The organism is Streptomyces sp. NPDC033174, from assembly GCF_055577795.1.
In genome coordinates, this window is record NZ_JBVIPQ010000001.1 from 149797 (window position 1) to 172917 (window position 23121).

General features: G+C 71.3%; 18 protein-coding genes. 5 read left to right on the forward strand and 13 right to left on the reverse strand.

Annotated elements, in window-relative coordinates; all coding sequences use genetic code 11:
- Positions 1–189 precede the first annotated feature (189 nt).
- The 6 genes from whiA to ACZ5VC_RS00775 all read right to left on the reverse strand — a co-directional run bounded on the left by whiA (position 190) and on the right by ACZ5VC_RS00775 (position 6816).
- A complete protein-coding gene (gene whiA / locus ACZ5VC_RS00750; RefSeq protein WP_468711181.1) occupies positions 190–1179 on the reverse strand; it encodes a DNA-binding protein WhiA in 990 nt (329 codons plus the stop codon).
- On the reverse strand, positions 1170–2192 hold the full coding sequence (locus tag ACZ5VC_RS00755; RefSeq protein ID WP_469117984.1) for a gluconeogenesis factor YvcK family protein: 1023 nt from the start codon (positions 2190–2192) through the stop codon (positions 1170–1172). Before ACZ5VC_RS00755 ends, whiA begins: the two co-directional genes overlap by 10 nt.
- Positions 2189–3127, reverse strand: coding sequence for an RNase adapter RapZ (rapZ, locus tag ACZ5VC_RS00760; RefSeq protein WP_468711179.1), 939 nt, complete (start codon positions 3125–3127; stop codon positions 2189–2191). Before rapZ ends, ACZ5VC_RS00755 begins: the two co-directional genes overlap by 4 nt.
- A complete protein-coding gene (gene uvrC, locus ACZ5VC_RS00765) occupies positions 3124–5166 on the reverse strand; it encodes an excinuclease ABC subunit UvrC (RefSeq protein ID WP_469117985.1) in 2043 nt (680 codons plus the stop codon). Before uvrC ends, rapZ begins: the two co-directional genes overlap by 4 nt.
- A gap of 199 nt (positions 5167–5365) precedes the next feature.
- Positions 5366–6133, reverse strand: a complete 768-nt coding sequence (locus ACZ5VC_RS00770) for a hypothetical protein (protein WP_469117986.1) — start codon at positions 6131–6133, stop codon at positions 5366–5368.
- A complete protein-coding gene (locus tag ACZ5VC_RS00775; protein WP_469117987.1) occupies positions 6130–6816 on the reverse strand; it encodes a papain-like cysteine protease family protein in 687 nt (228 codons plus the stop codon). Before ACZ5VC_RS00775 ends, ACZ5VC_RS00770 begins: the two co-directional genes overlap by 4 nt.
- A gap of 228 nt (positions 6817–7044) precedes the next feature.
- Between ACZ5VC_RS00775 and ACZ5VC_RS00780 the strand changes: the two genes are divergently transcribed.
- Positions 7045–7971, forward strand: a complete 927-nt coding sequence (locus ACZ5VC_RS00780; RefSeq protein WP_469117988.1) for a hypothetical protein — start codon at positions 7045–7047, stop codon at positions 7969–7971.
- 94 nt (positions 7972–8065) lie between these two features.
- On the opposite strand, the gene ACZ5VC_RS00785 is transcribed toward ACZ5VC_RS00780, so the two are convergent.
- Entirely contained in the window at positions 8066–8494 is a 429-nt protein-coding gene (locus ACZ5VC_RS00785; protein WP_468711170.1) for a Rieske (2Fe-2S) protein, read from the reverse strand.
- Between the two features lie 150 nt (positions 8495–8644).
- Between ACZ5VC_RS00785 and ACZ5VC_RS00790 the strand changes: the two genes are divergently transcribed.
- The gene (locus tag ACZ5VC_RS00790) at positions 8645–9538 is read left to right on the forward strand and encodes a carbohydrate kinase family protein (RefSeq protein ID WP_469117989.1); all 894 of its coding nucleotides are present in this window, start codon (positions 8645–8647) and stop codon (positions 9536–9538) included.
- A 162-nt stretch (positions 9539–9700) separates the two neighbouring features.
- Here ACZ5VC_RS00790 and uvrA read toward each other — a convergent pair whose 3' ends face one another.
- A complete protein-coding gene (gene uvrA, locus ACZ5VC_RS00795; RefSeq protein WP_469117990.1) occupies positions 9701–12709 on the reverse strand; it encodes an excinuclease ABC subunit UvrA in 3009 nt (1002 codons plus the stop codon).
- A 219-nt stretch (positions 12710–12928) separates the two neighbouring features.
- Here uvrA and ACZ5VC_RS00800 point away from each other — a divergent pair, with 219 nt between their 5' ends.
- The 3 genes from ACZ5VC_RS00800 (at position 12929) to ACZ5VC_RS00810 (ending at position 15699) form a co-directional block, all read left to right on the forward strand.
- Complete coding sequence (locus tag ACZ5VC_RS00800) at positions 12929–13618, forward strand: maleylpyruvate isomerase family mycothiol-dependent enzyme (RefSeq protein WP_469118887.1); 690 nt, start codon at positions 12929–12931, stop codon at positions 13616–13618.
- Positions 13619–13639: 21 nt separating this feature from the next.
- A complete protein-coding gene (locus ACZ5VC_RS00805; RefSeq protein ID WP_469117991.1) occupies positions 13640–14296 on the forward strand; it encodes an MBL fold metallo-hydrolase in 657 nt (218 codons plus the stop codon).
- A 119-nt stretch (positions 14297–14415) separates the two neighbouring features.
- On the forward strand, positions 14416–15699 hold the full coding sequence (locus ACZ5VC_RS00810; protein WP_469117992.1) for an MFS transporter: 1284 nt from the start codon (positions 14416–14418) through the stop codon (positions 15697–15699).
- Between the two features lie 83 nt (positions 15700–15782).
- On the opposite strand, the gene ACZ5VC_RS00815 is transcribed toward ACZ5VC_RS00810, so the two are convergent.
- The 5 genes from ACZ5VC_RS00815 to ACZ5VC_RS00835 all read right to left on the reverse strand — a co-directional run bounded on the left by ACZ5VC_RS00815 (position 15783) and on the right by ACZ5VC_RS00835 (position 22902).
- Positions 15783–16772: a TerC/Alx family metal homeostasis membrane protein gene (locus ACZ5VC_RS00815; protein WP_469117993.1), complete on the reverse strand. Its 990-nt coding sequence runs from the start codon at positions 16770–16772 to the stop codon at positions 15783–15785.
- A 216-nt stretch (positions 16773–16988) separates the two neighbouring features.
- Positions 16989–18971: a TerD family protein gene (locus ACZ5VC_RS00820; RefSeq protein WP_469117994.1), complete on the reverse strand. Its 1983-nt coding sequence runs from the start codon at positions 18969–18971 to the stop codon at positions 16989–16991.
- Between the two features lie 88 nt (positions 18972–19059).
- Positions 19060–19638, reverse strand: coding sequence for a TerD family protein (locus tag ACZ5VC_RS00825; RefSeq protein ID WP_468711160.1), 579 nt, complete (start codon positions 19636–19638; stop codon positions 19060–19062).
- Positions 19639–19778: 140 nt separating this feature from the next.
- Positions 19779–21908: an excinuclease ABC subunit UvrB gene (uvrB, locus tag ACZ5VC_RS00830; RefSeq protein WP_469117995.1), complete on the reverse strand. Its 2130-nt coding sequence runs from the start codon at positions 21906–21908 to the stop codon at positions 19779–19781.
- 91 nt (positions 21909–21999) lie between these two features.
- The gene (locus ACZ5VC_RS00835; RefSeq protein WP_469117996.1) at positions 22000–22902 is read right to left on the reverse strand and encodes an MHYT domain-containing protein; all 903 of its coding nucleotides are present in this window, start codon (positions 22900–22902) and stop codon (positions 22000–22002) included.
- Positions 22903–23121: the final 219 nt, after the last annotated feature.

Consider the following 23121-nt stretch of genomic DNA (forward strand, 5'->3'; position numbering starts at 1 on the left):
GGCTCTTGACAGTCCATGATCATGTCAAGGCCGCGAACAGGGTGTCAGGACCCCGTGCACGGCACGTCAAGTGGGAGCGCGACGGGGCGAGTTGAGCGGTGCGGCCAACGGGCGTTCCATGCCGGAGGGCCTTGGAGGAGAGGGAGCCCTCCGGCACGGAGAGCCCCCTCTGCGGCGTCGGCGTCCTCCTCAGCCGACCAGGCTGTCGTCCAGTTCCTCCGTGAGGTTGGACTCCGTGCCGGGGATGCCGAGGTCCTGGGCCCGCTTGTCGGCCATCGCGAGGAGGCGGCGGATACGGCCGGCGACCGCGTCCTTCGTCAGCGGCGGGTCCGCGAGCGCGCCCAGTTCCTCCAGGGACGCCTGCTTGTGCTCCATCCGCAGCCGGCCCGCGGCCGCGAGGTGCTCGGGCACCTCGTCCGCGAGGATTTCCAGGGCACGCTGCACCCGCGCGCCCGCGGCGACCGCCGCCCGCGCCGAGCGGCGCAGGTTGGCGTCGTCGAAGTTGGCGAGGCGGTTGGCGGTGGCACGGACCTCGCGGCGCATCCGCCGCTCCTCCCAGGCCAGCACCGAGTCGTGCGCACCGAGCCGGGTCAGCAGCGCGCCGATCGCGTCCCCGTCCCGTACGACCACGCGGTCCACGCCCCGCACCTCACGGGCCTTCGCCGGGATCGACAGCCTGCGGGCCGCGCCGACGAGGGCGAGCGCCGCCTCCGGGCCGGGGCAGGTGACCTCGAGCGAGGACGAGCGGCCCGGCTCGGTCAGCGAGCCGTGGGCCAGGAACGCGCCGCGCCACGCGGCCTCCGCGTCGCACGTGGCGCCCGAGACGACCTGCGGGGGAAGCCCGCGGATCGGGCGGCCGCGGCCGTCGACCAGTCCGGTCTGCCGGGCCAGCTGGTCACCGCCCGCCACCACCCGTACCACGAAGCGGGAGCCGCGCCGCAGGCCGCCGGGGGCCATCACGATCAGCTCCGAGCTGTGCCCGAAGATCTCCAGAATGTCGCGCTTGAGGCGGCGGGCCGCCATCGCGGTGTCCAGCTCCGCTTCGATCACGATGCGGCCGCTCACCAGGTGCAGCCCGCCCGCGAACCGCAGGATCGACGAGACCTCCGCCTTTCTGCAGCAGGTCCGGGTGACGGGGAGCCGGGAGATCTCGTCCTTCACCGCTGCCGTCATCGCCATGGGCCGATCCTTCCATGCATCCGAAAAATACGGTCGTACGCGGCGGCCAACAGCTCCGGGTCGTGCTTCGGGAAGCCGTCGGACCGGGCGACCGGCGCCAGCTCGACCGCGGCGCCGAGCCGCTTGGCAGCGTCTATGAGGGACTCGCGGTCGGGCACGGCGGCCTCGTCGGCCAACACCACGTCCAGGGCGAGTTTAGGGGCGTGTCGCCCCAAAACCTCCAAATGACGCTGCGGAGAGAACCCCTCGGTTTCTCCGGGCTGCGGCGCGAGGTTCAGGGACAGCACCCGGCGGGCCTTCGTCTCCACGAGCGCGTCGAGCAGCTCGGGGACGAGCAGGTGCGGGATCACCGACGAGAACCAGGAACCCGGGCCGAGGACCACCCAGTCCGCGTCGAGGACCGCGGCGACGGCCTCGGGTACGGCGGGCGGGTCGTTCGGCACCAGGTGCACGGACTGCACCTCGCCGGGGGTGAGCGCGACCGTCGCCTGTCCCCGGACCGTGTCGAGGTCGTCCGGGCGCGCCGGGTCATGGCCCCTGACCAGGGCCTGGAGCTCCAGCGGCACGGCGGACATCGGCAGCACCCGGCCGTGCGCGCCGAGAAGCCTGCCGACCAGGTCCAGGGCCTGCACATGGTCGCCCAGCTGCTCCCAGAGGGCCACGATCAGCAGATTGCCGACCGCGTGCTCGTGCAGGTCGCCCTGGGACTGGAAGCGGTGCTGGATGACCCTGGCCCAGGTCTGGCCCCAGTCGTCGTCGCCGCACAGCGCGGCGAGGGCCTTGCGCAGGTCGCCGGGGGGCAGGACACCGAGCTCCTCCCGGAGCCGGCCGCTGGAGCCCCCGTCGTCGGCGACCGTGACCACGGCGGTCAGGTCGCCGGTGATGCGGCGCAGCGCGGCGAGCGAGGCCGACAGGCCCATGCCGCCGCCGAGCGCGACGACCTTGGGCTGGGCGCCGCGCCTGCGGAGCGTACGGACCGAGAGGGTGCTCGTACGCCGGCGGTACGGCTTCACTCGCGCCCCATGTCCCGGTGGACGACGACGGTCTCGACCCCTTCCGACGCGAGCCGGGCGGCGAGCTTCTCGGAGGTGGCGACGGAGCGGTGCTTGCCGCCCGTACAGCCGACGGCGATCGTCACGTACCGCTTGCCCTCGCGGCGGTAGCCCGCGGCGATCAGCTGGAGCAGTTCGGTGTAGCGGTCCAGGAACTCCTTGGCGCCCGGCTGGTTGAAGACGTACGCCGAGACCTCCTCGTTGAGCCCGGTGAAGGGGCGCAGCTCGGGGACCCAGTGGGGATTGGGCAGGAACCGCATGTCGACGACGAGGTCCGCGTCGACGGGCAGGCCGTACTTGAAGCCGAAGGACATGACGGTGGCCCGAAGCTCCGGCTCCTCGTCGCCGGCGAACTGGGCGTCCATCTTGGCGCGCAGCTCGTGGACGTTGAGGCTGGACGTGTCGATCACCAGGTCGGCGTCGCCGCGCAGCTCGCGCAGCAGGTCGCGCTCGGCGGCGATGCCGTCCACGATCCGGCCGTCGCCCTGCAGGGGGTGCGGGCGGCGGACCGACTCGAAGCGCCTGACCAGCGCCTCGTCGGACGACTCCAGGAAGACGATGCGCCGGGTGACCTGCTTGGACTCGAGGTCCGCGAGGGACTCCCTGAGGTTGTCGAAGAAGCGCCGGCCGCGGACGTCCACGACGACGGCGATCCGGGCGACATTGCCCTGGGAGCGGGCGCCGAGCTCCACCATGGTGGGGATCAGCGCGGGCGGCAGGTTGTCGACGACGAACCAGCCGAGGTCCTCCAGGCACTTCGCCGCGGTGCTGCGACCCGCGCCCGACATGCCGGAGATGATCACCAGCTCGGGGATGGCCGCCTCGGCGGCCCCACCGGCCTCCTTCGTGCCCGTACTCACGTCTCCTGCTCCGTCTTCTCGGTCGTGCTCAGTCATGCTGTGCTGCCCCCGTCGTCTTCAATGATCTCTCCTGTTGCCGTATTCACGGCGGGCGCGGCCGGGGCCGCCTGTGCGAGAGCCACGGCCACGGCCTCGGCCGTCTTGCGGCCCATGCCCGGGACCTCACAGATCTGCTCGATTGTCGCCTGCCTCAGGCGCTTCACCGAGCCGAAATGCTTGATGAGCGCCCGCTTGCGGGTGTCGCCGAGGCCGGGGATCGCGTCCAGGGGGCTCGTCCGCAGGCGCTTGTGGCGTTTGGTGCGCTGGTAGCGGATGGCGAAGTCGTGAGCCGTGTCACGGACCCGCTGGAGCAGATACAGCCCCTCGCTGGAGCGGGGCAGGACGACCGGGTCGTCGTCGCCCGGGAGCCAGACCTCCTCCAGGCGCTTGGCGAGACCGCAGACGGCGATGTCGTCGATGCCGAGCTCGTCCAGGGCGCGCTGGGCGGCGGCCACCTGGGGCTGCCCGCCGTCGACCACGACGAGCTGCGGCGGGTACGCGAACCGCTTCGGTCTGCCGTCGTCCTCCAGCGGTCCGGCCGGCACCTCGCCGCCGAGGGAGAGCTCACCGGCCTCCTCGCCGTCCTCGGCCGTCCGTCCCCTGCCTTCGGCGGGGAGACCCCATTCGCCGGTCTTCTCCTTCTCGGCGATGTAGCGCTTGAAGCGGCGGGTGAGCACCTCGTGCATCGAGCGGACGTCGTCCTGGCCCTCGAAGCCCTTGATCTGGAAGCGCCGGTACTCGCTCTTGCGGGGCAGCCCGTCCTCGAAGACGACCATGGACGCGACGACGTCCTCGCCCTGGAGGTGCGAGATGTCGAAGCATTCGATGCGCAGCGGCGCCGAGTCCAGGGCGAGGGCGTCCGCGATCTCCTCGAGGGCGCGGGAGCGGGTGGTGAGGTCGCTGGCCCGCTTGGTCTTGTGCAGCACGAGTGCCTGCTGCGCGTTGCGCGCGACGGTCGCCATCAGGTCCTTCTTGTCGCCGCGCTGCGGGATGCGCAGGGACACGAGGGAGCCGCGGCGGCCGGTGAGCCACTGGGTGACGGCGTCGGCGTCCTCGGGGAGCGCCGGGACGAGGACCTCCTTGGGGACCGCGTCGCCGCTCTCCTCGCCGTACAGCTGCTGGAGGGCGTGCTCGACCAGGCCCGCAGTGTCGACCGCCTCGACCTTGTCGGTGACCCAGCCGCGCTGGCCGCGCACCCGGCCGCCGCGGACGTGGAAGATCTGCACGGCGGCTTCGAGCTCGTCCTCGGCTACGGCGATCAGGTCGGCGTCGGTGGCGTCGGCGAGGACCACGGCGCTCTTCTCCATGGCCCGCTTGAGGGCCCCTATGTCGTCGCGGAGCCGGGCCGCCCGCTCGTACTCCATCTCCTCGGCGGCCGCCATCATGTCCTTCTCCAGGCGGCGGATGTACGTGCCGGTGCGGCCGGCCATGAAGTCGCAGAACTCCTCGGCCAGTTCGCGGTGCTCCTCGGGGCTGACCCGGCCGACACAGGGCGCCGAGCACTTGCCGATGTAGCCGAGGAGGCAGGGGCGTCCGGTGCGGGCGGCGTTCTTGAACACCCCGGCGGAGCACGTACGGACGGGGAAGACGCGCAGCATCAGATCGACGGTCTCGCGGATCGCCCAGGCGTGGCCGTACGGCCCGAAGTACCGCACGCCCTTCTTCTTGTGGCCGCGCATGACCTGGACGCGGGGAAACTCCTCGTTCAGCGTGACCGCGAGGTAGGGGTAGCTCTTGTCGTCGCGGTACTTGACGTTGAACCGGGGGTCGAACTCCTTGATCCAGGAGTACTCGAGCTGGAGCGCCTCGACCTCGGTGGACACCACGGTCCACTCCACGGACGCGGCGGTGGTGACCATCGTGCGCGTGCGCGGGTGCAGGCCCGCCAGGTCCTGGAAGTAGTTGGCGAGCCGCTGGCGCAGGGACTTCGCCTTCCCGACGTAGATCACCCGGCGGTGCTCGTCACGGAATTTGTAGACCCCCGGCGAGTCGGGGATCTGTCCCGGCTTGGGGCGGTAGCTGGAGGGGTCTGCCATGTCCCACACCCTACTTGCGAGGGCTGACACCTCGGGTGGGATGGGTGGGAGCAGGCGGCCGGGACGGATGGGGGCCGGCCGCCCGGACGGCGGGCCGCGAGGGGAGTCGCGGCCGCCGTGCCGGGCGCCGGCGGTGTGCCGGGCGGGGCGCCCCCCGGAACGGTCCCGGTGGGGTGGGGGCGCCCCGCCCGGGCTCGGGTCAGCTCGGCGAGGCGGTGCGGCGGCGCCGAGCGGCGGCCGTGATCAGGGCGAGGGCGACGACGGCGCCCGCGCCGGCGGTGACCGAGGCGAGGGTGACCGCCGGGGCGGTCGCGGGGTCCGGCCGGTCGTAGCCGCCCGCCGTGCCCTTCTTCGCGTACGCGGAGCCGGGGAGCTTGTCGGCGTACGCCTTGGTCACCCTGGCCCGGTAGGCGGTGAGGGTGGTGCCGCTGGCGCCCACTGCGCGGACGGCGTCCTCGTCCAGCGGGAGCACCTTCGCTCCCTTGTGGACGTACCAGGCGTCGATCTGGGGCTCGCGGAAGACCGTCCCGCCGGGGAGCCTGCGGGCGCCCTGGGCCGCGTAGCGCGTCTCGTCGTCGCCGGTGGCGATGTTCACCACCTGCCATCCGGCGCCCTGCCGGGCGGTCCAGACCGACGCCCGCTGTCCGTCCGACGACACGGCCCCGGCGGCGTAGAACTGCAGCTCGGCGACGGGCGCACCGGGCTTTCCCGCGACGAAGTCCGCGGAGAGGAAGCGCACCGGGACCGTCGCGCCCTCGATGCGGGGACGGGCGGCGGCCCTGGCCACCGCGCCGTCGCGGGCGAAGAACCGGGAGAGGGTGTCCAGCACCTCGGGCGCGCTTGACGCGGCCTGGGGCGTGGGGGCGGGCGGGGGTGCGGCCGCGGCGGCGGCCGGGGCGGCGAGGCCGAGGAGTACGGCGGCGACCGCGGCGGCGCCGGCTGCGGAACGTCCGGTCATCGCGCTCACGCCCCTATCCGGTAGAGCGAGTGGGTCCAGGAGAAGGAGTTGTTGTCGACGTACCAGGCGTGGGAGGCCCAGTTGTAGCGGTCGCTGGAGGGCCAGGGGTCGCCCCAGTAGACCCAGCTGTTGGCGTCGTCGTAGCCGTAGATCACGTGCATGTGGCCGCCTCCGCTCGACCATTGGATGCGGGTCTCGACGGGGCGGTTGTTGTTGATCTCGGTCTGCACGGTCGAGTAGCGCAGCCAGCCGGTGACGTACGAGCCGGGGCTGATGCCCGCCCAGCTGAGGCCGTTCTGCACATTGCCGAGGGTGGCCTGGTTGTTGGGGCACTCGGAGCCCTGCTGGCGGTTGAAGGCGGCGTTGCAGAACTGGTTCTGGGTGTAACCGCGGCCGAACCAGGTGGCGATGGTGTTTCCGGCGGCAGCCCAGCACCAGTTGGTCTTCTGCTGGGCCTGCATGGTGATGTCGAGGCGCTTGTAGGCGAGGGCGGACATGCCGTCGGTCGCCGGGCCGGCGGCGGTGCGGGTGGTGGCTGCGGACGGGGTGTCCGAGGACGGGGTGGCGACGCCGTGGGTGGCGGCGGCGCCCGAGGTGGCGGCGGTTGCCGTGGCGGTCGGCAGGGTGAAGAGGGCCACGGCGAGCAGCGCCGCGAGGGAAAGCCCTCCTGGTCGGTCTGTTCTCTTGCGCATCGCGTTCCTCCCGAAGCGGGGGGTGTGGGGGTGGAGGAGCGCGTCCGGACGCTGGTGAGGAGCATCAGGCGTTGTCGGGAGCAGGTCAACACGCTTCAATGCTGGGTGACATCACACTGTGAACGGTTCAACCACCGTGTGAACAGTCACCCCCGGCTCACCTGCACCACCACCCTCAGCGGCGCAGCGTCACGCCGGCCAGTCGTGAACGTTCACTGAGGAGTCCCCATGGGGCACACCGAGGCCGATCTGGTGCAGGTCCTGCACACCGGGCCGTTCCATCTGGCGCTGCGCACGGCGCTGGCGGCGCGCGGGCTCCCCCTCCAGCGGGTCCAGCACCATCTGGCGCACCGGGGCGTCAAGGTGGGGGTGACCAGCCTGAGTTACTGGCAGCAGGGCGCCCGGCGCCCCCAGCGGCCCGAGTCCCTGAAGGCCGTGCGCGCCCTTGAGGAGGTGCTCCAGCTCCCCGAGAACTCGCTGCTGCGGCTGCTCACCGGGGAGGGCGGGCGCCCCGAGGTGGAGCGGCCCGCGACCCGTTCGTACCGCTCCTTGGTGGAGGCGTCGGGCGCCGTCGAGCAGCTCCTCGCCGAGCTGGAGTCCCCGGTGGACGGCGGGCTGCACACGGTGGGCCACCAGGAGCGGGTACGGATCGGGGCGCGGCGCGAGCTAGTGGGACGCGAATCGCAGCATCTGGTGCGCGCCCACCGGGACGGCGTCGACCGCTACCTCGCCATCCACCACGGGGACCCGGGCTGCGACCCGTCGCGGGTGGAGGTGCGGGCCGTGGAGAACTGCCGGACCGGCCGGGTCCGCCGACACGGCGAGACCGGGGTCGTCGTCGCGGAGCTGCTCTTCGACGCCCGGCTGCGGGCCGGGGAGACCTTTCTCTTCTCGTACGGCTTCGAGGACGGGACGGCCGGGGCGAGCACGGAGTACGTGCGCGGGTTCAGCTTCGCGGGCGGCCAGTACGTGCTGCAGGTCAGGTTCGACGAGACGGCGCTACCGGTGCGGTGCCGGCGCTTCGCGCAGGTGTCGGCGGGGGCACCGCGCGGCGCCCGCGCCGACCTGACGCTCAGTGGTCGGCACCGCACCGTGCACCTGGTGGAGCAGGGCGTACGACCGGGAATCCTGGGGATCGACTGGGCCTGGGAGTGAAGGCCCGAGGGAAGACCTGGCGGTGAAGGCCGGAGGGTGAAGACCTGGCGTGAAGGCCTGGGCGGCGTCTGCTCCAGGCGCCGGGCGACGGCGGCTACGCGTCCGGGCCGGCCACCAGCTTGCCGTCCTTGACGACGACCGGGACCTCGGGCAACGGCACGGTCGCCGGGCCGTGCAGCGCCTTGCCGGTGGTGACGTCGAAGCGGCTGCCGTGGCAGGGGCAGTTCCCCTCCGTGCCCTCGACCTTGTCGAGGAGGCAGCCCGCGTGCGTGCACTGGGCGCTGAAGGCCTTGTACTGGCCCTTCGCCGGGCAGCTCACCACCACACGCTGCTCGGCGTAGAGCTTCGCGCCGCCGACCGGGACCTCGTCCGGGGCGCCGAGGGTCACCGGCGCGGTCGGCGTGGGCGTCTGGGCATGGCCCAGCTTGGAGTCGGTGGAGCAGGCGGCGACGCCCAGCCCGGCCGCTCCGGCGAGGGCTGCGCCTTTCAGCACGGTACGGCGGGCGGGCGACTGGCCGGACATGTGAGCTCCACGGTACGGATCGGTTGTCGGGTGTCAGCGGCGGCGAGGTGCCCGCCGCTTCGAGGTGACCCCGTCGACGATACCGGCGGGTGACGGCGGCGCTCGGGGCGGGGCTGTTCCGCCCCGGAGCGATGGGCTACGTTCACGCTCGTGATCGTCGTCGCCGGTGAGTCCTTGATCGATCTGGTCCCGCAGGGGGCGTCCGCCGCTCCCCTGCCGCCGCTGGTGCCCAGGCTCGGCGGCGGCCCCTACAACACGGCGGTGGCGCTCGGCCGCCTCGGCGCCGAGGTGGCCTTCTGCTCCCGCGTCTCCACGGATGCCTTTGGGCAGGCGCTGGTGGGCGGTCTGCGGGCGGCGGGCGTGGCGACCTCCCTCGTCCAGCGCGGCCCGGAGCCGACGACACTGGCGGTCGCCTCGGTCGGCGTGGACGGTTCAGCGGGCTACGGCTTCTACGCCGAGGGCACGGCCGACCGCCGCTTCGCACTGCCGGAGCGGCTCCCGGAGGGCGTGGAGTCAATGGCGTTCGGCACGTGCTCGCTGGTGCTGGAGCCGGGGGCGAGCGCGTACGAGGCACTGCTGCGGCGGGAGTCCGGGCGCGGGGTCTTCACCCTGCTCGATCCCAATGTCCGGCCGGGCCTCATCCCGGACGCGGAGGCGTACCGGACGCGGTTCAGGAGCTGGCTGCCGTCCGTGTCGCTGCTGAAGCTGTCCGAGGAGGACGCGCGGTGGCTGGGCGGCTCACCCGAGGAGTGGCTCACCAGGGGCCCGTCTGCGGTGGTGCTGACACGGGGCGCGGCGGGGCTGACGGTGGTGACCCGGCAGGTGACGGTGACGGTGACAGCGGCCCCGGTGCGCGTCGTGGACACGATCGGCGCGGGCGACACGGTGAACGCGGCGCTGCTGCACGGGCTGGCGGGACGTGACGCCGGCGCCCTGGACGCATCGGCCTGGCGGGACCTGCTGTCGTACGCGGCGCGGGCGGCCGCGGTGACCTGCTCGCGCGCGGGGGCGGAGCCGCCGTACGCGTCGGAGATGGACAGCTAAGGAGTGTCCTGGGGACGGGGCCCGGCAGGATCCGAAAAGACAAGCCTCGGGCGCCGGCCCTCCCCCCGCGCCGTGCCGCCTCGAACGGCCGTCGCGGGCCGCCCCGGAAGCTCCGGAGCGGCCCGCCACACCGACGTCTCAGGCCTTGCGGGCCCTGGTCGCTCAGGCCTTGCGGGCCTTGGCCGTCTTCTTGACCGGGGTCGAGTTCGCGGTCTTGACCGTCTTCGCCGTCGCCGTCTTCTTCGCCGGCGCCTTCGCCGCGACCGTCTTCTTGGCGGCCGCCCTGGACCGGCTCCGCGCCGCCGGGATGGCCGCGTCGCTGATGCGGTTCACGTCGAGGATGTCCCGCAGGAACTTGCCGGTGTGGCTCGTCGGGACGCCCGCGACCTCTTCCGGGGTTCCCTCGGCGATGACGAGGCCACCACCGCTGCCGCCCTCCGGGCCCATGTCGACGACCCAGTCCGCCGTCTTGATGACGTCCAGGTTGTGCTCGATGACGATCACGGTGTTGCCCTTGTCGACCAGGTTGGACAGCACCTTGATCAGCTTGGAGATGTCCTCGAAGTGCAGACCCGTGGTCGGCTCGTCCAGGACGTAGACCGTACGGCCGGTGGAGCGCTTCTGGAGCTCGGAGGCGAGCTTGACGCGCTGCGCCTCGCCGCCCGAGAGGGTCGGCGCGGACTGGCCGAGGCGGACATAGCCGAGGCCGACCTCGTGGAGCGTCCTCAGGTGACGGGCGATGGTCGGGACGGCCTCGAAGAAGTCCAGGGCCTCCTCGATCGGCATGTCCAGGACCTCAGCGATGGACTTGCCCTTGTAGTGGACTTCCAGGGTCTCCCGGTTGTAGCGCGCACCGTGGCAGACCTCGCACGGGACGTACACGTCGGGCAGGAAGTTCATCTCGATCTTGATGGTGCCGTCGCCGGAGCAGTTCTCGCAGCGGCCGCCCTTGACGTTGAAGGAGAACCGGCCGGGGAGGTAGCCCCGGACCTTCGCCTCCATCGTCTCGGCGAAGAGCCTGCGCACGTGGTCGAAGACGCCGGTGTACGTCGCCGGGTTCGAGCGGGGCGTGCGGCCGATCGGCGACTGGTCGACGTGGACGACCTTGTCGACGAGGTCGTCACCGTCCACCCGGGTGTGCCGGCCGGGCACGGACTTCGCGCCGTTCAGCTCGCGGGCCAGGTGCGTGTAGAGGATGTCGTTGACCAGCGTGGACTTGCCCGATCCGGAGACACCGGTGACGGCCGTGAGCACCCCGAGCGGGAACGACACGTCGATGTCGCGCAGGTTGTTCTCACGGGCGCCGTGCACGGTGAGACGGCGGGACGGGTCCATGGGCCTGCGGATGTCGGGCGTCGGGATGGACTTCTTCCCCGACAGGTACTGCCCGGTCATCGACTCCTTGTTGGCCAGCAGCTCCTTCAGGGACCCGGAGTGCACGACCTTTCCGCCGTGTTCGCCCGCGCCGGGGCCGATGTCGACCACCCAGTCGGCGACCTTGATGGTGTCCTCGTCGTGCTCGACGACGATAAGCGTGTTGCCCATGTCGCGGAGCCGGACGAGGGTCTCGATCAGCCGGTGGTTGTCCCGCTGGTGGAGGCCGATGGACGGCTCGTCCAGTACGTAGAGCACGCCGACCAGGCCGGAGCCGATCTGGGTGGCGAGCCGGATGCGCTGGGCCTCGCCGCCGGAGAGCGTGCCGGCGGCCCGGTTGAGGGAGAGGTAGTCCAGGCCGACGTCGACGAGGAAGCGCAGTCGCTCGTTGACCTCCTTGAGGACCCGCTCGGCGATCTTCTTGTCGCGGGCGTTCAGCGTGAGGCGGCCGAGGAACTCGGCGCAGTCGCTGATGGACATGGCGGAGACCTCGGCGATGGACTTGTCCATCACCGTGACCGCCAGGACGATCGGCTTGAGGCGGGTGCCCTCACAGGTGGGGCAGGGCACCTCGCGCATGTACCCCTCGAAGCGCTCACGGCTGGAGTCGCTCTCGGCCTCCGTGTGCCGCCGCTTGACGAACGAGACGGCGCCTTCGAAGGCGGGGGTGGTGTAGGCGCGCTCGCGCCCGTACCGGTTGCGGTAGCGGACCTCGACCTGGGTCTTGTGACCGTAGAGCAGGGCCTTCCTGGCCCGTTGCGGCAGTCCGGCGAACGGGATGTCCGTGCGGAAGCCGAGGGCCTGGGCGAGCCCGCCGATCAGCCGGCCGAAGTACTCCTTGGTGTGGCCGTGGGACCACGGGTGGATGGCGCCGTCGTCGAGCGACTTGTCCTCGTCGGGGACGATCAGCTCGGGGTCGACCTCCATGCGCGTGCCGATGCCGGTGCAGTCGGGGCAGGCGCCGAAGGGCGAGTTGAAGGAGAAGGAGCGGGGCTCCAGCTCCTCGAAGGACAGGTCGTCGTACGGGCAGTACAGGTGCTCCGAATACATCCGCTCGCGCTCGGGGTCGTCCTCGGGGAGGTCGACGAAGTCCAGGACGACCATGCCGCCGGAGAGGCCGAGCGCGGTCTCGACGGAGTCGGTGAGCCGGCGCTTGGCGCTGTCCTTGACGGTGAGGCGGTCGACGACCACCTCGATGGTGTGCTTCTCCTGCTTCTTGAGCGTGGGCGGCTCACTGAGCTGGATGGTCTGTCCGTCGACGCGCGCGCGGCTGTAGCCCTTGGTCTGGAGGTCGGCGAAGAGATCGACGAACTCGCCCTTGCGCTCGCGCACGAGCGGGGAGAGGACCTGGAAGCGGCTGCCCTCGGGCAGCTCCAGGACGCGGTCGACGATGGCCTGGGGCGACTGGCGGGAGATGGGGCGGTTGCACTCGGGGCAGTGCGGCTTGCCGATGCGCGCGAAGAGCAGGCGCAGGTAGTCGTAGACCTCGGTGATGGTGCCGACCGTGGAGCGCGGGTTGCGTGAGGTCGACTTCTGGTCGATGGAGACCGCCGGCGAGAGGCCTTCGATGAAGTCCACGTCCGGCTTGTCCATCTGGCCGAGGAACTGGCGGGCGTAGGAGGAGAGCGACTCCACGTAGCGGCGCTGCCCCTCGGCGAAGATCGTGTCGAACGCGAGGGAGGACTTGCCCGACCCGGAGAGCCCGGTGAAGACGATGAGCGAGTCACGCGGGAGGTCGAGCGAGACGTTCTTGAGATTGTGCTCGCGAGCGCCACGAACGATGAGACGGTCGGCCACGCCGGTCCGCACCTTTCTTGAGAGAAGCGGGGGCACAGCCCCGTCCTGGATCGGCACGGGCTCGAGTGAGCCGTATCGGGTCCATGGGGGCCGCCGGAGGATGAAGTCCAACAACCAAGGATGCCTGATGCCTCCACCGAGCGTATAGCACGCGCATTCGATTTACGGCCACGCTCTGCCACCTTCACCCGAATGAGTGGCAGCGCTATCGTCGGCGCCATGATCGACCACGTGCATGACCTGGCTTCTGTACGGGAAGCGACCGAGCGGCTCCTCAGCGCAGCCGCCAAGCTGGACAACGCTTCGGTGGGTGAGCCGTCACGGCTCCCGGGCTGGACCCGCGGCCATGTGCTGGCGCACGTCGCCCGCAACGCCGACGCCCTGGTGAACGTCCTGCGCGGCCTTCCCATGTACGCCGACGCCGCGACGCGCGACGCCGACATCGAGCGCGACGCGCCCAGGCCGCTCGACGCCCAGCTCGACGACGTACGCGAGACCGCCGCTGGCTTCGACGCGGAGGGCCGCGTCCCGGCCGACTGGGACCGGACCGTGGAACTCCGCAACGGTGTCACCGACCGGGCCTCCCGCGTCCCCTTCCGCCGCCTCGTCGAGGTCGAGCTGCACCATGTCGACCTGGGCGTCGGCTACGAGCTGGAGGACCTGCCGGCGGAGTTCGTGGAACGGGAGATCGACTTCCTCTGCGAGCGCTTCCGCGACCACAAGGACGTACCGTCGACCGGCCTGTCCAGCGACGACGGCCGCGTCTGGACCACGGGCGGCGGCGCGCAGGGCCCGACGGTCGCGGTGCGGGGCTCGGCCCCCGACCTCCTCGGCTGGCTGTGCGGCCGCCGCGACGGCTCGGACCTGGAGGCCACGGGCGGCACGCTGCCCGCGCTGCCGCCTCTGTAGTCGGCTGAGTACGCTGCCTTCATGACATACAGCGGTGCGGTGAGGGCCGGCGGGCCGGCGGATGTGCATGAGCTGGCCGACCTGATGATTTCGAAGGTCGCCGTCGGCCCGATGGACAACAATTCCTATCTGCTGCGCTGCCGCGCCACCGGCGAACAGCTGCTGATCGACGCGGCCAACGAGGCGCAGACGCTGCTCCGGCTGATCGGTGACGACGGCATCGCGTCCGTCGTCACCACCCACCGCCACGGCGACCACTGGCAGGCGCTGGCGGAGGTCGTGGCGGCGACCGGGGCCCGGACCCATGCCGGTGAGTACGACGCCGAGGGCATCCCGGTGCCCACCGACGTCCTCCTCTCCGACGGCGACACGGTCCGGGTCGGCCGGGTCGAGCTCACCGCACGGCATCTGGTGGGGCACACGCCCGGCTCGATCGCGCTGGTCTACGACGACCCGCACGGCCACCCTCATGTCTTCACCGGTGACTGCCTCTTCCCGGGCGGGGTCGGCAACACCTGGAAGGACCCCGAGGCGTTCGCCAGCCTGATCCACGACGTGGAGACGAAGCTGTTCGAGGTGCTTCCGGACGAGACATGGGTGTATCCGGGCCACGGCAAGGACACGACGCTCGGTGACGAGCGGCCGAAGCTGCCGGAGTGGCACGCACGGGGCTGGTGACCCCGGGGCGCGGCCGGTGGGGCGTGCGCTTCCGTACGCCCCCGTAACCGCTGGGCCGCACGGGTAGTTGGCGCGACATGCCCAATAGTCACACTCCGTGTCCGCCCCCGTCCCCTTCCATGAGGCGACTGGCCGCCGCCTCGCTCGCCGGGACCGCCGTCGAGTTCTACGACTTCTTCGTGTACGGCACCGCCGCGGCCCTCGTTCTCGGGCCGCTGTTCTTTCCGACGTTCTCGCCGGTCGCCGGGACACTGGCTGCCTTCGGCACGTTCGCCGTCGGTTTCGTCGCGCGTCCGCTCGGTTCCGCCCTCTTCGGGCACATCGGTGACCGCCACGGGCGGCGGCCCGTCATGTTCGCGTCGCTGCTGCTGACCGGCCTCGCCACGGTCGCGGTGGGCTTCGTCCCCTCGTACGCGACGCTGGGCGTCACCGCGCCCGTGCTGCTCCTGGTGCTGCGGTTCCTCCAGGGTCTCGGCCTCGGCGGCGAGTGGGGGGGTGCGGTCCTCCTCACCGCCGAGCACGCCCCGGAGCGGCGGCGGGCGCTGTGGGCGAGCTTTCCGCAGATCGGTCCCCCGGTCGGGTTCCTGCTCGCGAACGGGGTGATGCTGGCGCTGTCGGCGGGGCTGACGGACGCCCAGTTCCGTGAGTGGGGCTGGCGGGTGCCGTTCTGGGCGGCCGGGCTGCTGGCCGCCGGCGGGCTGCTGCTGCGGTCGTCGCTGAAGGAGACGCCGCAGTTCACGGAGCTGGCCGCGTCGGGCGGCCGGGCGAGCGCGCCGGTGGCGGAGGTGGCGCGCGGCCACTGGCGGCTGGTGCTGCTGACTGCCGGGGCGCTCGCGGTCGGCTACGCGGTGTTCTACGCCGTGTCGACCTGGGCGCTGGCGTACGGCACCGAGCGTCTGGGGGTGAGCCGCACGGTGATGCTGGTCTGCATCATGGCGGCGGTGGCGATCAAGGGCGCGGTGACGCCGTTCGCCGCGATGCTGGCCGACCGCTACGGGCGGCGGCCCCTGTGTCTGGCGGGGTGTGCGGCATCGGCGCTGTGGATGTTCCCGATGGTGGCGCTGCTGCACACCGCCGAGCCGGTGCTGATGTTCCTCGGTTTCCTGGGCTCGATGCTCGCGTTCATCACCATGTTCTCGGTGGTGGGGGCGTACGTGCCCGAGCTGTACGAGCCGAAGGTGCGCTGCACGGGGGCGGCCGTCGGTTACAACCTGGCGGGCGTCCTGGGCGGTGCGCTGACCCCGATCGTGGCGACGGCGGCCTCGGGGGGCAGCGGGCCGCCGTGGGGAGTGGCGGCCTATCTGACGGTCGTGGCGCTGCTGAGTCTGGGGTGCTTCGCGCTGCTGCCGGAGACCCTGCCGGCGCGGGCCGGGGCCGAGCCCCGGGAGGTCGCGCCGGTGTGAATCCGGGACCTGGACGCACCGGGGCCGGTGCAGGGCGGTGATCTGCCGCCCGCACCGGCCCCGGTGCGTGTGTTCGTGCCGCGTCAGGCGTCGACGCCCGCCTTGCTGGTCTCCTCGGCGGCTTCGCGCTCCGCCTGCTTCTTGGAGGCGATCAGGCTGGTGATCGTGGTGATGACCAGGACGCCGCAGATGACGGCGAGCGAGAACGGGATGGAGATCTCCGGGACGTGCACCCCCGACTCGTGCAGGGCGTGCAGGACCAGCTTCACTCCGATGAAGCCGAGGATCACCGACAGGCCGTAGCTGAGGTGGACCAGCTTCTTCAGCAGACCGCCGATGAGGAAGTACAGCTGGCGCAGACCCATCAGGGCGAAGGCGTTGGCGGTGAAGACGATGTACGGGTCCTGCGTGAGGCCGAAGATCGCCGGGATGGAGTCAAGGGCGAACAGCACGTCGGTGGTGCCGATCGCGAGCATGACGACCATCAGCGGCGTCAGCACCCGCTTGCCGTTGACCTGGAGGAAGAGCTTGGTGCCGTGGTACTTGTCGGCGACGCCGAACTTCTTCTCGATGGACTTGAGGAGACGGTTCTCCTCGAACTCCTCCTCGCCCTCGTCGCTGCGTGCCTCCTGGATGAGCTTCCAGGCGGTGAAGATGAGGAACGCGCCGAAGATGTAGAAGACCCAGGCGAAGCTGGCGATGATCGCGGCGCCCGCGGCGATGAAGACGGCGCGCAGGACGAGGGCGATCAGGACACCGATCAGCAGCACCCGCTGCTGGAGGTGGGACGGCACCGAGAACTTCGCCATGATCAGGACGAAGACGAAGAGATTGTCGACACTGAGCGACTTCTCGGTGATGAAGCCGGCGAAGAACTCGCCGGACGCCCGACTGTCGCCGAAGAACAGCAGGCCGAGCCCGAAGAGGGCGGCGAGGACGATCCAGACGACCGTCCAGGTACCGGCCTCCTTGATCGACACGTCATGGGGCTTGCGCCCGATGAGGAAGTCGATAGCGATCAGGGCGGACAGACCAAGAATGGTCAGCACCCACAGGGTCATTGAAACGTCCACTGCGCCTCCGGCGTCGTACGGCTCGTGATCAGCGTCGTCGCTGCCGGAGGTCTCTTCCGCCCGGTGGTCCGGGCCGGCGCCCCGGGATCAGACCGATTCGTCTGTCCGTATTGACGGGTACGCCGCAGTCGGGAGTACTCCCCTCCGCACCAAGTACATTACCGGAAGAACCAAGAAACGGTAAAGACGAGGGTAAAGGGAGCTCAAATAGCCAGGTCAGCGGCCCCATACCCGACGGGCCTCGGCGACCTGCGCCAGAACCTGGCGGAGGACCTGACTGCCCGGCGGGGGAACCGCCGGCTCATACGTCCAGGCGTGCCCCACCCAAGGATCGGCGAGGTGGTCGTCGGGGACGGGGGTGATGCGCAGCAGGGAGCGCCACAGCGGATCGAGGACCGGGCCGTAGGCCGAGGCGTCCTCCCGGTCGGCGACCATCATCAGATGGACGCCGACGGCGGGGCCCTCGTCGGCGAGATAGCGGAGCTGGGTGACGCAGCGGTCGTCGAAGCCGTGCGGGAAGTCGTTGACGATCAGCAGCTGCTCGGCGGTGTCCGGGCCGGGCGGCAGCGAGTCGGCGGCGCCCGCGCGGATCGCCATCTGCACCAGATCGATCCGCTCGGTCAGCTTGGCCAGCACCGCCGCGACGCCGGCCGCGCCCGAGGCCGGAGGGCCGTCAAGCACGCCGGCGTCGGTGAGGGGGGCCAGTGAGGCGGTCGCGGAACCGGCCGGGTCGATGACATGGACGGTGAACTCACCAGCCGGGTAGACCGCGAGCAGCCGCGCGGCATGGGAGACGGCCGTGTCCATGGCGAGCCGGCGCAGCTGGGCCTCGTCCATGAAGGCGGCCGCCTCGGAGTGGCCGCGTCCGCTGTCCACCCACAGCCCGCGCTCCAGCGGGAGCCGTACGAGCATCGGGATCCGCAGATCCGGGCACTCGGGGAGGTGGAGATCGCCGAGGCGCAGCGCCATCGGGATCTCCATGGGAACGCGGTAGGCGTGCCAGACCGGATTGTCCCACCGGGCGTACGGAGCCGGGAGCGCCGGCTCGACGACCCCGGCCTCGGCGGCCAGCTGCGCGAGATCGCGGTCCAGGGCCTCGCGGGCGCGCTCGGTGAGCTCGTCGTGCTTGGCGCGGGCCGCCGCGCGGGCCTCGTCCCCGCTGGTGCCGATGCGGCTGCGCGGATCGGACAGAACGCGGTCGAGCTCCTGGTCCATCCGGGACTCGGCGAAGTCGAGGGCACTGCGGTACGCGGCGGTGGTGCGGGCCAGGTCCTCGAACATGCCCCAGACCTGGTTGTAGAGCCGCTCGTCCATGGACCAGCCGGTGGCGTCGCCGGCGACCGGCACGGGCGGCTGCCCGGGGGGCGCGGGCGGCACGGTGGGCGGCGGCGTCGGAGGCGCGGCGGCTTGGCGGCGCGGGTGCGCGTAGTCGATGCCACCCGGTGCGGAAGCGGGCTCGGGAACGTCCGCGGGGACCGTGGCGGCGTCGGACGGCCCGACGGCCGGCTGCGCGGGCAGGGGCTGGGTGTTCTGTCCGGCCGCGCCGCCCGGCCGTCCGCCCTGGTGGTCGGAGCCCGCGACCGGCGCGGAGTGGCGGACCCGGTCCGCCTCCGGGACGCGCGGAGGAGGCGCCGAGACCGATCGGGCCATCCCCCGGGCCACCGCCTCCAGAATGGTCGTCGCGATCTCGGCGGACCGCTCCACGCCCTGGTCCTGGAGCATCGCGGCGAGCCCGCCGTCGTACCCCTGGCCGACCGCGCGGACCTTCCAGGCGCCCTGACGGCGGTACAGCTCCATGGCGACGACGGCGGACTCGGCGGTCAGGCCGGTGATCGTGTATGTGGCGACCTCGTCGCCGTCGAGACCGGTGACCGCCACGAAGGGCGCGGCGACGTCGCCGAAGCGGACCGGGCCGCCGACCCCCACGGGCAGGGCGAGCAGGACGGTCACGCGGTGGACGCCCCCGGGCAGCGCGCCGAGGTCCAGGGCGAGCCGGTGGTCGGCGGCGGCCTGCTGGGAAACCTCGATCCCGGGCAGCGCCGGTGAGCCGGGGTGGGCGATCCATTCGGGGCCGGCCACCGTGCCGTCCTCGTCGCCGAGGGTGGCGCCGGCAACCACCGGATGGCCCGCCGAGACCCGGATCTCCAGTCGGGTGTGCGGCAGGGGGTGGTTCTGCCCCCGGACCAGCTCGGCCGTCATCGCCTCTGTCCCCCTCGTTCGTCGGTCGAGCAGCGCAGCTCCCGGCGGCCTGCCGCCTCCGGGAGCTGCGTGTACGGCGTGGGCCGTCCTACAGGTGCGGCAGGATCGCCGGCATCAGGTCCTGGAAGGTGCGCCCGTTGGCCGGGTTGCCCAGGGCCGTCATCTTCCAGCCGGCTCCGTCGCGGTGCACCTTCGCCATGATCTGCGCGGTGTACTGGCCGCCGCCGTCCAGGGTGTAGCGCGCGAGCTCCTGGCCGTTCGTCTCGTCGACGATGCGGCAGAAGGCGTTCTGCACCTCCTGGAACGTCTGGCCGGTGAAGGAGTTCACCGTGAAGACGATCTGGTCGATGTGGACCGGGACCCGGGGCAGGTCGACGAGGATCGCCTCGTCGTCGCCGCCCTGGCCCGCGCCGCCCACGAGGTTGTCCCCGGTGTGGCGCACCGAGCCGTCATCGCTGACGAGGTGGCGGAAGAAGACCACATCCACCGGCTGCTTGTCGGCGAACAGCACCGCTGACGCGTCCAGGTCGATCTCCCGGGTGCGGGAGCCGAACAGGCCGCGGCGCGGGGCCGCCTGCCAGCCGAGCCCCATCCGTACCGCGGTAAGGGTGCCCCCGCCCCGCTTTTCCAGGCTGATGGCCTGACCCTTGGTCATATTGACCGTCACGCGCTGTCCCCTCTCGTTGCGATCCCCCGCGGGCGTCTCTCCGCATGCGGTTGGCAGCACCCTACGCAGGGCCACTGACACCGCAGCAGGTACGGTCGGTTTTTGTGTCGGTCTTGCAACACAGCACCGGCTCCCCGGCGTCAGGCGAGCCCCGCCTCCCTCATCTGGCGCAGCTCCTTCTTCAGTTCGCCGACCTCGTCGCGCAGCCGCGCGGCGACCTCGAACTGCAGCTCGGCGGCCGCGGCCCGCATCCGGTCCGTCATCTCCTCGATGATTCCGGCCAGTTCGGTGGCGGGGCGGTCGCTGACGATCTCGCCCTTGCTCGCGGCCCTGCCACGCTTGGCGGCGTGCGCGCCCAGCGACGGCACGGGCGCCTTGGCTCCCTTGCCGTCCTTCGCCTGGCGGTAGCCGGTGCCGAGGAGCTCCTCGGTGTCGATCTCCTCGCGGGCGATGGTCGCGACGATGTCGTTGATCTTCTTGCGGAGCGGCTGCGGGTCGATGCCGTTGGCCGTGTTGTACGCGATCTGCTTCTCCCGGCGGCGGTTGGTCTCGTCGATGGCCTTCTCCATCGCCGGGGTGACCGTGTCCGCGTACATGTGGACCTGGCCCGAGACATTGCGCGCCGCGCGGCCGATGGTCTGGATCAGGGAGGTGCCGGAGCGCAGGAAGCCCTGTTTGTCGGCGTCGAGGATGGCGACCAGGGACACCTCGGGCAGGTCGAGACCCTCACGGAGCAGGTTGATGCCGACGAGGACGTCGTACTCGCCGGAGCGCAGTTCACGCAGCAGCTCGATGCGGCGCAGGGTGTCGACATCGCTGTGCAGATAGCGGACCTGGATGCCCAGTTCGAGGAAGTAGTCCGTGAGGTCCTCGGACATCTTCTTGGTGAGCGTGGTGACCAGGACCCGCTCGTCCTTCTCGGTGCGCAGCCGGATCTCGTGCACGAGGTCGTCGATCTGGCCCTCGGTGGGCTTGACGACGACCTGGGGGTCGACGAGACCGGTGGGGCGGATGATCTGCTCGACGAAACCGTCGCCACGGGAGAGTTCGTACTGTCCGGGGGTGGCGGAGAGATAGACCGTCTGGCCGATCCGCTGCTGGAACTCCTCCCACTTCAGCGGCCTGTTGTCGAGGGCGGACGGCAGGCGGAAGCCGTGGTCGACGAGGGTCCGCTTGCGGGAGGCGTCGCCTTCGTACATGGCGCCGATCTGCGGGACGGTGACATGCGACTCGTCGATGACGAGGAGGAAGTCCTCGGGGAAGTAGTCGAGGAGGGTGTTGGGGGCGGAGCCGGGCTCGCGGTCGTCGAAGTGCATCGAGTAGTTCTCGATGCCGGAGCAGGAGCCGATCTGCCGCATCATCTCGATGTCGTACGTCGTGCGCATGCGCAGCCGCTGGGACTCCAGGAGCTTGCCCTGCTTGTCGAGCTCGGCGAGGCGCTCCTCCAGCTCGCGCTCGATGCCGTTGACCGCCTTCTCCATGCGCTCGGGGCCGGCGACGTAGTGGCTGGCGGGGAAGACGTACAGCTCGCGGTCCTCACTGATCACCTCGCCGGTGAGCGGGTGGAGCGTGGACAGCGCCTCGATCTCGTCGCCGAACATCTCGATCCGGACGGCCAGCTCCTCGTAGACCGGGAAGATCTCGATGGTGTCGCCCCGGACCCGGAAGGTGCCGCGCGCGAACGCCACGTCGTTGCGGGTGTACTGGATGTCGACGAAGCGGCGCAGCAGCTGGTCGCGGTCGATCTCCTCGCCGACCTTGAGGGGGACCATCCGGTCCACGTACTCCTGCGGCGTGCCGAGGCCGTAGATGCAGGAGACGGAGGCGACCACGACGACGTCCCGGCGGGTCAGCAGGGAGTTGGTCGCCGAGTGGCGCAGGCGCTCCACCTCCTCGTTGATCGAGGAGTCCTTCTCGATGTAGGTGTCCGACTGAGGGACGTACGCCTCGGGCTGGTAGTAGTCGTAGTACGAGACGAAGTACTCGACGGCGTTGTTCGGCAGGAGCTCCCGGAACTCGTTGGCCAGCTGAGCGGCCAGCGTCTTGTTCGGCGCCATCACCAGGGTGGGGCGCTGGAGCTTCTCGATCATCCAGGCGGTGGTCGCCGACTTGCCGGTGCCGGTGGCGCCGAGCAGGACGACGTCCTTCTCACCCGCGCGGATGCGTCGCTCCAGGTCGGCGATGGCCGCCGGCTGGTCGCCGCTGGGCTGGTAGGGGCTGACGACCTCGAAAGGCGCCACCGTGCGTTCGATCTTGGAAACGGGCCGCATGCAACCACCGTACGACCCCCCACTGACAGTCGGGTGGCGATCGCCCGCGCGGACGTCGCTTCCGGGCCGCGGCGGCGCTCCGGCGGCCCCGTCAGTAGTCGCGCGGGCGCTGGTCGGCGCGGCGTGAGGCGCGGCCGAGGACGCGGCTCCCGGAGCGGCCGGCGGAGCGGGACGCCGACCAGTTGGCGGGCTCTCCGTACGCCTGGGGCCGGCGCTGCGCGGGGACCCCGGGGCGGAGGTCCGCACGAGGGGGATCGCGCCGGTCCCCCGTCACCAGCAGCGGATCGACCATCACGACCACGGCGGCGACCAGCAGGAAGACCGCGGGGCCGACCAGCATCGGGGCGATGAGCCCCGCGGCGGTGTCGCCGCTGCCGGCGGGGGCGGCCCCGTGCAGGTGGACGCTGACCGCGGCCATGGCCGTGTAGTGCATGCCGCTCACCGCGAGGCCCATCACCAAGCTCGCGCCCAGACTCGCCAGGAAGCCGTGTACGGAGACGGCGGCCCAGAGCGCCGAGGTGGCCGCCACGACCGCGATGACCACGGACAGGGCGACGGTGAGGGTGTCGTACTCGACCTGCCCCTGGAGCCGCATGCCGGCCATGCCCAGATAGTGCATGGTGGCGATCCCCAGACCGGTGATGGTGCCTCCGGTGACCAGGGCCAGCGGGGTCGCGCCCCGGTAGCCGACGATGAAGATGCCGATGCCGACCATCACGATCGCGACGCCGAGGCTGGCGAAGGTGATCGGCCGGTCGTAGGTGAGGGGGGTCTCCTGGACGGTGAAGCCCATCATGGCGATGAAGTGCATCGTCCAGATGCCGCTGCCTATGGACGTGGCGCCGAGGGCCAGCCAGCCGGGTTTGAAGGAGCCGTGGGTCCGGAGGGATCTGATGGTGCAGCGCAGGCCGAGCGCGCCGCCGAGACAGGCCATGAGGTAGGCGGCCACGGGGGTCACCAGGCCGTAGCTGAATCCGTCCACCGTGCCCTGCATGGCCTCACGTCCTCGCCGCCCTGTTTCCCCGGTCGTCCCCGGCGAGATTATGGCGCGTGGGCTCCCGAGCCAACGCGTGCGGGTCGTTTTGTCGACAGGGATACTGCGCCCTGAGGCTCTCCGGGCCGCCGCCGTTCCCGCCGTGGCCATCCTCTGTCCGTCACCTGTTGGCCACGTACTGCCACTCTCGGAGCCATCCGGGACCACATGACGCGAGGA